Below are 13,387 nucleotides of genomic sequence, written 5' to 3' on the forward strand. Positions count from 1 at the left end.
CCCCTGTCCGCCTGCCGGACAATGGATTGGACAAGAAAGCCGTGGACATACGCATCATGGACCGGCAACGCGCCTGTTCGTCCATGAGAGGGAGTTCCAGTGAAGGTCGGAATCGTCGGCGCCACCGGTCAGGTCGGCACAGTCATGCTCAGCATCCTGGCCGAGCGGAAGTTCCCCGTCGCCGAACTGCGCCTCTTCGCCTCCGCGCGCTCCGCGGGCTCCACGCTCACCTACGAGGGCACCGGCATCACCGTCGAGGACGCCTCCACCGCCGACTACAGCGGCCTGGACATCGTCCTGTTCTCGGCCGGCGGCGCGACCTCGAAGGCGCTCGCCGAGAAGGTCGCCGCCCAGGGCCCCGTCGTGATCGACAACTCCTCCGCCTGGCGCAGGGACCCCCAGGTCCCGCTGGTGGTCTCCGAGGTCAACCCGCACGCGGTCAAGGACCGCCCCAAGGGCATCATCGCCAACCCGAACTGCACGACGATGGCCGCCATGCCGGTGCTGCGCCCCCTGCACGACGAGGCGGGCCTCGAAGCGCTGACCGTCGCCACCTACCAGGCGGTGTCCGGGTCCGGCCTGGCGGGCGTGGCGGAGCTGCACGGCCAGGCGTCCAAGGTCGTCGCCGACGCGGACAAGCTCACCCACGACGGCGGTGCGGTCGACTTCCCCGCGCCGGACGTCTACGCGCGGCCGATCGCCTTCAACGTGCTGCCGCTGGCCGGGTCGGTCGTGGACGACGGCTCCTTCGAGACGGACGAGGAGCAGAAGCTCCGCAACGAGTCCCGCAAGATCCTGGAGATCCCCGGCCTCAAGGTCTCCGGCACCTGTGTGCGCGTGCCCGTCTTCTCCGGCCACTCCCTCCAGATCAACGCCCGCTTCGCCCGTCCGATCGGCGTCGAGCGCGCCCTGGAGCTGCTGAAGGACGCCGAGGGTGTCGAGCTCTCGGAGATCCCGACCCCGCTCCAGGCGGCCGGCAAGGACGTGTCCTACGTCGGCCGCGTCCGGGTGGACGAGACCGTCGAGAACGGCCTGGCGCTGTTCGTCTCCAACGACAACCTGCGCAAGGGCGCGGCGCTGAACGCGGTGCAGATCGCGGAGCTGGTCGCGGCCGAACTGACCGCCTGACCCGTACGCCGTACGCCGTGGGGGCGGCCGCCGGATTCCGGTGGCCGCCCCCGCCGCGTCTCCCCCGCCCGCACGGCGCCGCGGGTCCTGCGGAAAAAGGGACATCGCGCCGGGCCCGCCCCACGTGGAAGGATGACGGGAAACGTCACAGACCAAGGAGATGACCGCGTGCCTGGCACGAATCTGACCCGCGAAGAGGCACAGGAGCGGGCGCGCCTGCTGACCGTGGACGCGTACGAGATCGATCTCGACCTCTCCGGAGCGCAGGAGGGCGGCACCTACCGGTCCGTCACCACCGTGCGCTTCGACTCCGCCGAAGACGGTGCGGAGACCTTCATCGACCTGGTCGCCCCGGCGGTGCACGACGTCGAGCTGAACGGCAAGGCGCTCGACGTGGCCTCCGTCTTCCGCGACTCGCGGATCGCGCTGAAGCACCTGAGGGCCGGCGCCAACGAGCTGAAGGTCGTCGCCGACTGCGCGTACACGAACACCGGCGAGGGCCTGCACCGGTTCGTCGACCCGGTCGACGAGCAGGCCTACCTGTACACCCAGTTCGAGGTCCCGGACGCCCGGCGGGTGTTCGCCAGCTTCGAGCAGCCCGACCTGAAGGCGACCTTCCGCTTCACCGTGAAGGCGCCGGCCGGCTGGACCGTGATCTCCAACTCGCCGACGCCCGAGCCGGCGGACGACGTCTGGTCCTTCGAGCCCACGCCGCGCATCTCCACCTACATCACGGCCCTGATCGCCGGTCCGTACCACGCGGTGCACAGCACCTACGAGAAGGACGGCCAGGTGGTGCCGCTGGGCATCTACTGCCGCCCCTCGCTCGCGGAGTACCTCGACGCGGACGACATCTTCGCGGTCACCCGTCAGGGCTTCGAGTGGTTCCAGGAGAAGTTCGACTACCCGTACCCGTTCGCCAAGTACGACCAGCTCTTCGTCCCCGAGTTCAACGCGGGCGCGATGGAGAACGCGGGCGCGGTCACCATCCGCGACCAGTACGTCTTCCGCTCCAAGGTGACGGACGCGTCGTACGAGGTGCGCGCCGCGACGATTCTGCACGAGCTGGCCCACATGTGGTTCGGCGACCTGGTCACCATGGAGTGGTGGAACGACCTCTGGCTGAACGAGTCGTTCGCCACGTTCGCCGAGGTCGCCTGCCAGGCGTACGCCGAGGGCTCCAGGTGGCCGCACTCCTGGACCACCTTCGCCAACTCGATGAAGACGTGGGCCTACCGCCAGGACCAGCTGCCCTCGACGCACCCGATCATGGCGGACATCCGCGATCTGGACGACGTCCTGGTCAACTTCGACGGGATCACGTACGCCAAGGGCGCCTCGGTGCTCAAGCAGCTCGTGGCGTACGTCGGCATGGACGAGTTCTTCACGGGTGTGCAGGCCTACTTCAAGGCGCACGCGTACGGCAACACGCGTCTGGCGGATCTGCTGGGCGCGCTGGAGGAGACCTCGGGCCGTGACCTGAAGGCCTGGTCGAAGGCGTGGCTGGAGACGGCCGGGATCAACGTCCTGCGCCCGGAGATCGAGACGGACGCGGCGGGTCACCTCACCTCCCTCACCGTCCTCCAGGAGGCCCCGGCCCTGCCCGCCGGCGCCAAGGGCGAGCCGACGCTGCGTCCGCACCGGATCGCGGTCGGCTTCTACGACCTGGACAACGAGGGCCGCCTCGTCCGTACGAACCGGATCGAGCTGGACGTCGAGGACGAGCGCACCGCCGTCCCGCTCCCGGCGGACACGGCACGCCCGGCGGTCGTCCTGCTCAACGACGACGACCTGTCGTACGCCAAGGTCCGGCTGGACGAGGACTCCCTGCGGGTCGTCACCGAGCACCTGGGCGACTTCACCGAGTCCCTGCCGCGCGCCCTGTGCTGGGCCTCCGCCTGGGACATGACCCGCGACGGCGAGCTGGCCACCCGCGACTACCTGGAGCTGGTCCTCTCGGGCATCGCCAAGGAGTCCGACATCGGTGTGGTGCAGTCGCTGCACCGCCAGGTGAAGCTGGCCGTCGACCAGTACGCGGCGCCGGAGTGGCGCGAGGCGGGTCTGACGCGCTGGACGGAGGCGACGCTGGCGCACCTGCGCGCGGCGGAGCCGGGCAGCGACCACCAGCTGGCCTGGGCCCGCGCCTTCGCGGCGACGGCCCGCACCCCGCTCCAGCTGGACCTGCTCCAGGCCCTGCTGAACGGCACCGAGGAGATCGAGGGCCTGGCCGTCGACACGGAGCTGCGCTGGGCGTTCGTGCAGCGGCTGGCCGCGTCGGGGCTGCTGGACGAGGAGGAGATCGCCGCCGAGTACGAGCGCGACCGCACGGCGGCGGGCGAGCGCCACGCGGCGGCGGCGCGCGCGGCACAGCCGTCCGAGGCGGCGAAGGCCGAGGCGTGGGCCTCGGTCGTGGAGTCCGACAAGCTGCCCAACTCCCTCCAGGAGTCGGTCATCAGCGGCTTCACGCAGAGCGACCAGCGTGAGCTGCTGGCGCCGTACACGGAGAAGTTCTTCGCGGCGGTCAAGGACGTCTGGGACGCCCGGAGCCACGAGATGGCCCAGCAGATCGCGGTCGGCCTCTACCCGGCCCTCCAGGTCTCGCAGGCCACCCTGGACGCCACGGACGCCTGGCTGGAGTCGGCGCGGCCGAACGCGGCCCTGCGCCGGCTGATCTCGGAGTCCCGCTCGGGCGTGGAACGCGCCCTGAAGGCCCAGGCGGCGGACGCGGCGGCGGCTTCCGCGTAGCGGGTCCCGCCCGCACCGACGAAGGGGACGCCTCTCACCGGAGGCGTCCCCTTCGTCGGTGCGGTGCACTCGGCCCAGGAGCCCCACGCGCTGGTGGGAGACGGTGGCCCGGGAGCGGGCGGGGCAGCGTGTCGGATACCGTGCACAGGCGGGCCCCTTCGCCCGGACGACGCGAACGGGGCCGCGATCAGCACGAGTTGAACGGGGGAGAAGTGTCTTTCGACGAGGAGTGGGCTCAGCTCAAGGAAGCCGCCCTGGCCAGACGGTCCACACAGATGCGGCTGAACGAGGCCGGAGCCGGACCGGGTGCGGGACCCGGACGGAAACTGCATGTGACACCCGCGGTGCTCCGGGCACGGGCGGGGATCGCGGAGGACAAGGCGGCGAAGGAGTTCCACGACGCCCACTCCACGGCCGTGTCGAGGACCTCGGAGGTCTCGGGGTCGATGAAGGGATTCGCCTCGGACGAGGCTCTCACCGCCTTCGTCGAGTCCTGGAAGAAGGGCGTACGCCGGGTGACCGGTCTGATCGGGAACGACGGCCTCGCCAAGAACCTGAGGTCCGCGGCCGACACCTTCGACACCGATGACACCGACGGCGAGAAGAAAATCGGGAGTGTACCTGTGTACAAACCGGGCGACGTGATCTAGGGCGTGTTTCGAAAGTCCCGCCTGCCCGGCGACGCCTGGCACGCACGCTCGCCGCGTTGTCGGGATCACCCCGATACATCCAGTATCGGGGCGACCCTCCGCCTTGCGATCGCACGCACCAGACGCCGCCGGCCCCGCCCTCCGGGCGGACGGCGCTCCTCTCGAAACACGCCCTAGGGGGCCACCATGTCGTTGACGTACACACAGCTCAGAGACGTGAACCTGGAGAAGCTCTCCACGGCCGTGGACGCGTGGGCGAACCTGCCGAAGCTCGTCCACGGGGCCGGGCAGACGTTCAAGAACGAGGTGGCGAAGGGTCTGAGGGAGTCGGACTGGGAGGGTGAGGCGGCGCAGGCCGCTTTCACGTCGCTCAACGGCATCTCCTTCCAGATCGACAACGCCGAGAACGAGGCGGGAAGCGTCCACAAGCTCCTGAACTCCGCGCTCGACGCCTTCCGCTCCGCCAGGGGCGAGCTCCAGAACATGGCCAACGGGGTCGAGGGACACGAGCACCTCTCGCTCGACCCGCACACCGGGGCGGTCTTCGTGGACCCCGCCAAGGTCGGGCCGGACGACCTCGCGGACCTCACCCGGGCGTACGAGATCACCCTCACGTCGTACAAGGACCGGACCCGTCAGGCCCTGGCGGACGCCGACGAAGCGGATTCCACACTCCGCTGGGCCCTGCGGGACATGAGCCACGGGTACGACATCGGGTTCCTCCCCACCGCCCCGGCCTCGCTGGCCGAGGCCCGGCGGATGCGCGAGGACCAGGGGAAGAAGAGCGGCGAGGACATCTCCCTCAAGGAGCTGTCCGACAAGGAGATCCAGACCCGGATCGACCAGGCGTCCGAGGGCAAGTTCGGAAACAGCACCCTCAAGCCGGTGGCCGAGTTCCTCTCGTACCGGGCGTGGATGAACAGCGCCGACGGCATCCAGAAACGCGACTGGGAGAGTGCCAAGGCGAATTTCGTCGGAGGTACACCCGCCTACGCCGCCGGCCAGGGGTCGTGGCTGCTGGAGACCTCGGGCGGCGGCGGTCTGCACCGGAAGCCGACCCTTCTGAACAAGGCGGGCGTGTTCGGCGGCAAGGTGTTCGGATTTCCCGCCGCGGTGGTCGCCACCGGGCTGGACTTCTACTACACACCGGGGATGCACGCCTCGGAGCGCCCCGACGCGAAGATCATGGCCCCCAAGGATCCGGGCAGGGTCCACTGGAAGTAGGAAGCCGGGGAAGAGAGAGGGAGCGGATGCCACAGCGGGGTACGGGATTCCTGGTGCGCGCCGTCTTCGGGAACCACAGGATCCTCGTCATCGGGATCCTCGGCACCTTGGCGGGTGTGACGGGGTCCGTCGCCGCCGTCTCGGAGGGAGCGGGGGTGCTCGGCCTGCTGGCGTTCCTCGGCATCGGCGTGGCGGGGCTGTTCCTCACGCTCGGGTACGTGCGCACGGCCGCGAGCCGGCGGGAGGCGACGCGGCGCCCCCGCTGACTCCCCTCCACGGACGCGGGGCACAGCCGGTGCGTGGAGACCGCCCGGCGGACGGGCGCGAAGGCGCTGCCGTCCGCCGGGCGGAGACTCGGGAGGGCGGCGGTTACGCCACCGACTCCTCGTAGCGGCGGGTCAGTTCGGCTGTTCCGGCCTCCGTCGGGGAGCCGTACAGCCGCATCCGGGCCACCCCGCCGTCGGGGAACGCGTCGAGCCGGACATGGGTGACCACGGCCTCGCTGTCCAGAACGAAGCGGTGCACGGTGTCGGGCTGGAGCCGGGTGCGCGGGAGGATGTCGAACCACTCGCCGCTCTCGCCGTCGCGGCCCTTGAGGGCGATCCAGCCGGCCGCGTTGCCCTTGAGGTAGGCCGTGTCGATCTCGACGGCACGGACCGCGCCCTGGGCGGGGAGGCGGAAGCGGACCCAGTCGTGGGAGTCACGGACCCGGCGGCGGCGGTTCTCCCAGCCGTCGTCCATCTTGCGGGAGGTGTCCGGCAGGATGATCTGAGCCGGTGAGGAGTAGAAGCGGTCCGAGGCGTCCTCGTAGGTACCGCCGTTGAGGATCGAGATCAGGTCGGTCGTGCCGAGCGCCGCGAGCCAGGCCGGGTCGGGGACGACCTCGCCGTGGACCCGGAACCGCGCGATGCCGCCGTCGGGGTGCTGGCACAGGCGCAGGTGGGTGTAGCGGCGGCCGCCGGTGACCTCGAAGGCGTTGGCCGCGTGGCCGCGTACGGGGGTCGGCGGGACGATCTCCTCCCACTTCACGTCGTCGGCGAGGAGGTCCTCGGCGCTCGGGGCACCCTCGACGGCGGTCGCCTGTACGGAGACGCGCTGCGGGTAGTTGCCCCGGAAGTGGGCCGTGTCCACGATCAGGCCGCGGACGATGCCCGGGGCACCGAGCCGGACGATCGCCCAGTCGTGCTCCTCGGGGGCGGGGAAGGGGTGGCCGGCGTCGGCGCCCCGGCGGCGGCGGGTCTCCCAGCCGTCCATGATCTTGCCCTTGTGGCCGAAGCGCTCCGGGTCGAAGACCGCGGGTTCGCGGATCAGGAGGTTCTCCCGCTCGGCGAAGAACTCGTCGTTGGCGGCCATCACGCCCGCGCCGAGACGGCGGTCCGCGAGGTCGACGAGGTCGGTGAAGGGAAGGCCGGTGGCCGCGCGATAGTCCGCGTACGGGTCGCCGCCGCCGTAGGGGGCCGCGTCATTGGCGTGGGGGTCGGTGTCCTGGAATGCCGTCTCGCTCGCGTCGGTGGTCATGCCACGACTGTCGCCCACCGGGACCCGTCAGGTCCATCGAAAGTTTTCGCACAGTCCTTTCAGTTCTGCTGAACGATCTGCTGGACGACGGTCTGCCGAGCGGTCTCAGTCCCGCTGGACGGTCGTCTCCGCCACCCGGCGCAGGGCCGCCAGCACCCGCGCCACGGCGGGTCCCCGCTCCGCCCCCCGCCGTACGGCCGCCACCACATGGCGGCGTGGGCGGTCGGCCTCCAGGACGCGCACCGCCACACCCCCGTGCGCCCGCTCGGAGGCGGCCGCCATGCGGGGCACGAGCGCGACGCCCATGCCCGCCTCCACCATGGCGAGGATGGCGGTCCAGCCGGACGCGCTGTGCGCCTGCTCGGGGACGAAACCGGCCGCCTCGCAGACGGTCGTGGTGATGCGGGACCAGGGGCCCGAGCCGCCGAAGATCCAGGGTTCACCGGCCAGGTCGGCCAGCCGCAGACCGGGGGCGCGGGCCAGCGGGTGGTCCACGGGCAGCGCGACGTCCAGGGGGTCGGCCAGCAGCGGGAGCACCGTGAAGCGGGGGTCGCGGGCCGTGGGGGCGTGCGCAGCCAGGGAGAGCGCGAGGTCCACGTCACCGGCGGACAGCAGCTCGTAGGCCTGGGCGGCCTCGGCCTCGTGCACGCGCACCTCGGGCCCGGGCCGGTCCTCGTCCCTCATGAGCCGCACGGCCGGTACGACGAGGGCGGGCACGGCCGTCGAGAAGGCGCCGACCCGCACCTGGCCGGCCTCGCCCCGCAGATAGCCCGTCAGCTCGGCGTCGGCCCGCTCCAGCTGGGCGAAGACGGCCTCCGCGTGGCGCAGCACGAGGTGCGCGGCGTCGGTGAGCCGGACCCTGCGGCCCTGGGCCTCCAGGAGCGTCACGCCGAGCTGTCCGGCCAGATTGGTGAGCTGCTGCGAGACGGCCGAGGGGGTCATCCGCAGGGCCTCGGCCGTCGCGGTCACGGTGCCCCGGTCGCGCAGGGTGCGCAGGATGCGGAGCTTCTTGACGTCCCACTCGGTCATGGCCGCAACCTACCGGTGGCGGGACACACGGACGCGCCGCGCGGTACGGGCGGGTACCGGCGGCGCGTGGTGACAGCCCTTAGGCCTTCTTGGACTTGTCGAGGACCATGACCAGGCCGACGATCACCAGGAAGACGACGATCGGCAGCACGACGAAGACACCGACGGTCTCCAGTGCCCCGATCCCCTGGCCCGGGTCGTCACCGTCGTCGCGGGTGAGTGCGAGCGCGGGGGACGACATGAGCAGCATCATGAGCGTCGTACCGGCCGCGACGGCGCCGGCGCGCATAGCGTTCTTCTTGTCCACGGTGCAAACGTAGCGAACGGCTACCGGCGACGCGCGGCCGGGGGTGCCGTAGAGGACCCCGGAGGGTCCTCGGGGGCGCGGAAGACCTCCATCAGCCGGTGCAGCCGGGGGGAGGCGGTGATCTCCTCCAGGGTGACGGGGTGGCCCTCGGCGTCGGCGACGGGCAGGCGCCAGTTGGGGTACTGGTCCCAGGTGCCCGGGAGGTTCTGCGGGCGGCGGTCGCCGACGGTGTCGGGGAGCCAGATCCCGGTCATCCGGGCCGGGGTGCGCAGCAGGAAGCGGTGGACGGCGCGGACGGCCGCCTCCTCGTCGCCGTCCCCTTCGGGCAGCAGCCGGAGCCGGGCCAGGAAGGAGAGCCACTCGGCGGTGCCGGTGGTGTCCTCGGCCAGCTCCTGTTCCAGGGGGCGGGTCAGCAGGCCCAGGCGGTGGCGGAGCGTCACGTGCTCGCCCGTCAGCCGGGCGGCCGTGGACGGCAGGTCGTGGGTGCTCGCGGTGGCCACGCAGTCCCGGCGCCACCGCTCGGGGGCCAGCGGCCGCCCGCCGCCGTCCCAGTCGCGCTCGAACCAGAGCACGGAGGTGCCGAGCACCCCGCGGCGGGCCAGCGCCTCGCGTACCCCGGGCTCGACGGTGCCGAGGTCCTCCCCCACGACGACGGCACCGGCCCGGTGCGCCTCCAGGACGAGGACGGCGAGCATCGCCTCGGCGTCGTAGCTGACGTAGGTGCCCTCGGTGGGCGGGCGGCCCTCGGGCACCCACCAGAGCCGGAAGAGGCCCATCACATGGTCGATGCGCAGGGCGCCCGCGTGGGCGAGGAGGCCGCGCAGGAGGTCGCGGTAGGGGGCGTGGCCGGAGGCGGCCAGGGCGTCGGGGCGCCACGGGGGCAGCCCCCAGTCCTGCCCCTGGGCGTTGAAGGCGTCCGGGGGCGCGCCGACGGACATGCCGTGCGCGAAGGCGTCCTGCCGGGCCCAGGTGTCGGCCCCGTCGGGGTGGACGCCGACGGCGAGGTCGTGGACGATCCCGACGGCCATCCCGGCCTCGCGCGCGGCCCGCTGGGCGTCGGCGAGCTGGGTGTCCGTGAGCCAGGCGAGCCGGCAGTGGAAGTCGACCCGGTCCATCAGCTCGGTGCGGGCGCGGGCGGTCGCCGGGGAGCGCGGGTCGCGCAGGGGCGCGGGCCAGTCGCGCCAGCGCGGGCCGTACGCCTCCGCCAGCGCGCACCACAGGGCGTGGTCCTCCAGGGCCTGGCCCTGCTTGGCGAGGTAGTCGCAGTAGGCGGCGCGGCGGCCGGGGGTGAGCGGGACCCGGACGATCAGCTCCAGCGCCTGCCACTTGAGCTCCCGGACGGCGTCCCGGTCGATCAGGGCGCCCTTGTTCAGCACGGTGTCGCTCAGGGCCGCCGCGTCCTGGCGCAGGTCGCCCAGGGCCGCCCGCTCGGGTACGTGCCCGTACTCGGGGACGGACTCGACGCGCAGGTGCACCGGGTCGGGGAAGCGCCGGGAGGAGGGGCGGTACGGCGAGGGGTCGCCGGGCCTGTCGGGGACGGCCGCGTGCAAGGGGTTGACCTGGACGAATCCCGTACCCAGGGTCCGGCCCGACCAGGCGGCCAGATCGGCCAGGTCGCCGAGGTCGCCCATGCCCCAGGAGCGGGCGGAGAGCAGCGAGTACAGCTGGACGAGGAAGCCGTGCGTACGGCGGGGCGGCTGGGGTACGCGGCCGGGAGCGACGACGAGGGTGGCGGCGGTACGGCGGTGGCCGGGGGCGCGCACGGTCACGCGGTGGACGCCCGGCGGCGGCTCGCTCCACCAGGACGGCGTCCCCTCGCCCGTGGCCGGCGGCGTCTTCGGGATCCGCATCCGCAGCGGCGGCGGTTCCCCGGTGGCGCCCGGACGGCGCTCGGGTTCGACGGTGAGCGACGCGTCCGGGGGCAGCGCGGTGAGGGCGGGCGGCAGCGGCTCCCCGGACCAGACCACCACCGTCGGCGGGAGCAGCCGGGAGGCCGCGACGGATTCGGCCGCGGCGAGCGACCTGGCCACCTGGGCGGGGGTGGCGGCGTCGATGCCCAGCGCGCCGAGCACCGCGACGACCGTGCGCTCGGGGACGGGCACCGTGACGCCCGCGGACGGGGAGAAGGAGGTGGCGACGCCGTGCAGTGCGGCGAGCCGGGACAAGCCCATTCAGACTCCTGGCAGCTCCATGCCCCCCGCGGTGCCGGGTGCGGTCGGCTCGCTGGTGAGAGGGGCGACGGCGGCGAGCGGAGGCTCGCTCGTGAGGGGGGTGGCGTCGGCGAGCGGGGGCTCGCTGGTCAGCGGGGGCTCACCGGTGGGGGTGGTGGTCTCGGCGGGGGCGGGCTCACCGGTCAGGTGGTGGGAGACGTGGGCGAGCGGCAGTTCGCTGATCATCGGCGGCGCGGTGGCCGGGACGGGGACCGCCGGGCTCGGTACCTGTTTGGAGAGCGCGGAGAGAAGAAGCTGTGCGGATGCGGGCACGGTGGCCTCCTGGCCGTGGACAACAGGACACAGCAGGCCTACCCAGCGGGCGCGGGAGCAGGCACGGACGTGACACAGGCGTTATGACAACGACCTCATCGTGCCGTAGGTCACACTCCGTTTCCCGTACGCCACACAGGGGCCGTTCTCAGCCGTGCGGCGGGGTGCGAGGGGCGCGTCCCCGCGGTGTCCGGGCGGCGCGCCGGGCATGTCCCGCGCCGGGCATCTCCCGCGCCGCCTGCCCGCGCTACGCCGTCGCCGAGAACTGCCGCGGGCCCCCGGACGGCGAAGGCCCGGACTCCTTGGCGCCCACGCCGTCGATCCGGGCCATCACGTCGTCCGCGCCGAACGGCTGCAAGTAGGGCAGCCAGCGCGGATCGCGATGGCCCGTGCCGATGATCCGCCAGGCCAGACCGGTGGGCGGGGCGGGCTGGTGGCGCAGCCGCCACCCCAGCTCGGGCAGATGGCGGTCCGCTTTGACGTGGTTGCAGCGGCGGCAGGCCGCCACCACGTTGTCCCAGGCGTGCCGGCCCCCGCGGCTGCGGGGGATGACGTGGTCCACGCTGGTCGCGGCGGCTCCGCAGTACATGCAGCGGCCGCCGTCCCGGGCGAAGAGCGCGCGCCGGGTCAGCGGCACCGGGCCCCGGTAGGGCACCCGGACGAACCGTTTGAGCCGGATGACGCTGGGGGCCGCCACGGCGCGGGTGGCACTGTGCAGGAAGGCGCCGGACTCCTCGAGGCAGATGGCCTTGCTCTCCAGGACGAGGACGAGCGCGCGGCGGAGCGGTACGACGCCGAGCGGCTCGTACGACGCGTTGAGAACCAGGACGTGCGGCACGGTGGATGCCTCCTTGTACGCCGGCGGCGCGTGGCTCGCGCCGGGACGATCCGGTCTCAGTCTCCCCTCATGGCTGGTCGTAGCGCCACCACGTACGGGTAACGGGCCGGGAGGATTTTTCCGCTCACCCGGCCGGGCGTCCCCCCGCAGCAGGCGGTTCGGCCCGGCGGCCGGGGCCGCTGTGTGATCGGCCACACCGCCCGGGGCGCCTCCGGGGAGGGTGAGACGTGTCTCTCCGCGCCCGGACGGCGGTGGGCCCTCACCCCGGCTTCGTTACTCTTGTCGGTCTCCCCGTCGCCCCTTCCCGGAGGTCCCCGCCGTGCCCCTGTCCGTGCTCCTGGCCGCGACCCCGTCGCCCGAGCCGGGCGGCTCGCTGGACGAAGCCGCCGAGCGGGCCGGCGACGCCGCGGGGTGGGTCCAGGAGAACTGGTCCACCTGGCTGAACACCGGCCTGCGCATCCTGCTCATCCTGGCGGTCGCCCTGGTCCTGCGGTATGTGATCCGGCGGGCCCTGACCAACCTCATCGCCCGGATGAACCGCAGTGCCCAGGCGGTGGAGGGCACCGCGCTCGGCGGTCTGCTGGTCAACGCCGAGCGCCGCCGCCAGCGCTCGGAGGCCATCGGCTCCGTGCTCCGCTCGGTCACCTCGTTCCTGATCCTGGGGACGGCCGCGCTGATGGTCCTCGGCGCGTTCCAGATCAACCTGGCACCGCTGCTGGCCTCCGCCGGAGTCGCCGGGGTGGCGCTCGGCTTCGGTGCGCGCAACCTCGTCACGGACTTCCTGTCCGGGGTGTTCATGATCCTGGAGGACCAGTACGGCGTCGGTGACCAGATCGACGCGGGGGTCGCCTCCGGCGAGGTCATCGAGGTCGGCCTGCGGGTGACCAAGCTGCGCGGCGAGAACGGCGCGATCTGGTACGTCCGCAACGGCGAGGTGAAGCGGATCGGCAACCTCAGCCAGGGCTGGTCCACGGCCGGGGTGGACGTCATGGTCCGCCCCACGGAGGACCTGGGGCGGGTGCGCGAGACGATCGCCGGGGCCACGGAGACGCTGGCCAAGGAGGAGCCCTGGTCGGAGCGGCTGTGGGGCCCGGTGGAGATCCTCGGCCTGGACGCGGTGCTGCTGGACTCGATGACCGTCCGGGTCAGCGCGAAGACGATGCCGGGCACGTCGGTGGGCGTGGAGCGCGAGCTGCGCTGGCGCATCAAGCAGGCGATGGACGAGGCGGGCATCCGGATGCTCGGCCCCACCGCCGAGGCGGACGGCGAGGCGTCCGCGGACCCGACCGCCGGGATGTCCGCGCCGTCGGCCTTCGCCTCCGCCACCTCCCCGCAGTCCCTCGCGGCGACGCCGATACCGCCGCCCCTGGCGAAGTAGGACGTCCCCACCGGCGCCTGCGGCCCCTGGCGAAGCAGGACCGTCCACCGGAGCCCCCGCACACCGCCGTGCGGGGGCTCCGGCGCG

General features: G+C 72.6%; 12 protein-coding genes. 6 read left to right on the forward strand and 6 right to left on the reverse strand.

Annotated elements, in window-relative coordinates; all coding sequences use genetic code 11:
- Positions 1–99 precede the first annotated feature (99 nt).
- From B9S64_RS10005 to B9S64_RS10025, 5 genes are all read left to right on the forward strand, one after another.
- A complete protein-coding gene (locus B9S64_RS10005; protein WP_103491217.1) occupies positions 100–1,128 on the forward strand; it encodes an aspartate-semialdehyde dehydrogenase in 1,029 nt (342 codons plus the stop codon).
- A 168-nt stretch (positions 1,129–1,296) separates the two neighbouring features.
- Complete coding sequence (gene pepN, locus B9S64_RS10010) at positions 1,297–3,873, forward strand: aminopeptidase N (RefSeq protein WP_103491216.1); 2,577 nt, start codon at positions 1,297–1,299, stop codon at positions 3,871–3,873.
- Positions 3,874–4,085: 212 nt separating this feature from the next.
- On the forward strand, positions 4,086–4,523 hold the full coding sequence (locus B9S64_RS10015) for a type VII secretion target (RefSeq protein WP_103491215.1): 438 nt from the start codon (positions 4,086–4,088) through the stop codon (positions 4,521–4,523).
- A gap of 186 nt (positions 4,524–4,709) precedes the next feature.
- Positions 4,710–5,747, forward strand: a complete 1,038-nt coding sequence (locus tag B9S64_RS10020; RefSeq protein ID WP_146060118.1) for a hypothetical protein — start codon at positions 4,710–4,712, stop codon at positions 5,745–5,747.
- Between the two features lie 26 nt (positions 5,748–5,773).
- Positions 5,774–6,013 carry a hypothetical protein gene (locus B9S64_RS10025; protein ID WP_103491213.1) on the forward strand — a complete coding sequence of 80 codons (240 nt, stop codon included), beginning with the start codon at positions 5,774–5,776 and terminating at the stop codon, positions 6,011–6,013.
- A gap of 103 nt (positions 6,014–6,116) precedes the next feature.
- Here B9S64_RS10025 and alc read toward each other — a convergent pair whose 3' ends face one another.
- The 6 genes from alc to B9S64_RS10055 all read right to left on the reverse strand — a co-directional run bounded on the left by alc (position 6,117) and on the right by B9S64_RS10055 (position 11,922).
- Positions 6,117–7,265, reverse strand: a complete 1,149-nt coding sequence (gene alc / locus B9S64_RS10030; RefSeq protein WP_103491212.1) for an allantoicase — start codon at positions 7,263–7,265, stop codon at positions 6,117–6,119.
- A 105-nt stretch (positions 7,266–7,370) separates the two neighbouring features.
- A complete protein-coding gene (locus tag B9S64_RS10035; protein WP_103491211.1) occupies positions 7,371–8,294 on the reverse strand; it encodes a LysR family transcriptional regulator in 924 nt (307 codons plus the stop codon).
- Between the two features lie 79 nt (positions 8,295–8,373).
- On the reverse strand, positions 8,374–8,601 hold the full coding sequence (locus B9S64_RS10040) for a hypothetical protein (RefSeq protein ID WP_078551689.1): 228 nt from the start codon (positions 8,599–8,601) through the stop codon (positions 8,374–8,376).
- 20 nt (positions 8,602–8,621) lie between these two features.
- Positions 8,622–10,772, reverse strand: coding sequence for a 4-alpha-glucanotransferase (malQ, locus tag B9S64_RS10045; RefSeq protein WP_103491210.1), 2,151 nt, complete (start codon positions 10,770–10,772; stop codon positions 8,622–8,624).
- Complete coding sequence (locus tag B9S64_RS10050; protein ID WP_103491209.1) at positions 10,773–11,084, reverse strand: hypothetical protein; 312 nt, start codon at positions 11,082–11,084, stop codon at positions 10,773–10,775.
- Between the two features lie 247 nt (positions 11,085–11,331).
- Positions 11,332–11,922: an HNH endonuclease gene (locus tag B9S64_RS10055; protein ID WP_103491208.1), complete on the reverse strand. Its 591-nt coding sequence runs from the start codon at positions 11,920–11,922 to the stop codon at positions 11,332–11,334.
- A gap of 319 nt (positions 11,923–12,241) precedes the next feature.
- Between B9S64_RS10055 and B9S64_RS10060 the strand changes: the two genes are divergently transcribed.
- Positions 12,242–13,300: a mechanosensitive ion channel family protein gene (locus B9S64_RS10060; protein WP_103491207.1), complete on the forward strand. Its 1,059-nt coding sequence runs from the start codon at positions 12,242–12,244 to the stop codon at positions 13,298–13,300.
- Positions 13,301–13,387: the final 87 nt, after the last annotated feature.

Origin of the sequence: Streptomyces sp. SM18, assembly GCF_002910775.2 — a bacterium.
GTDB lineage: Bacteria > Actinomycetota > Actinomycetes > Streptomycetales > Streptomycetaceae > Streptomyces > Streptomyces halstedii.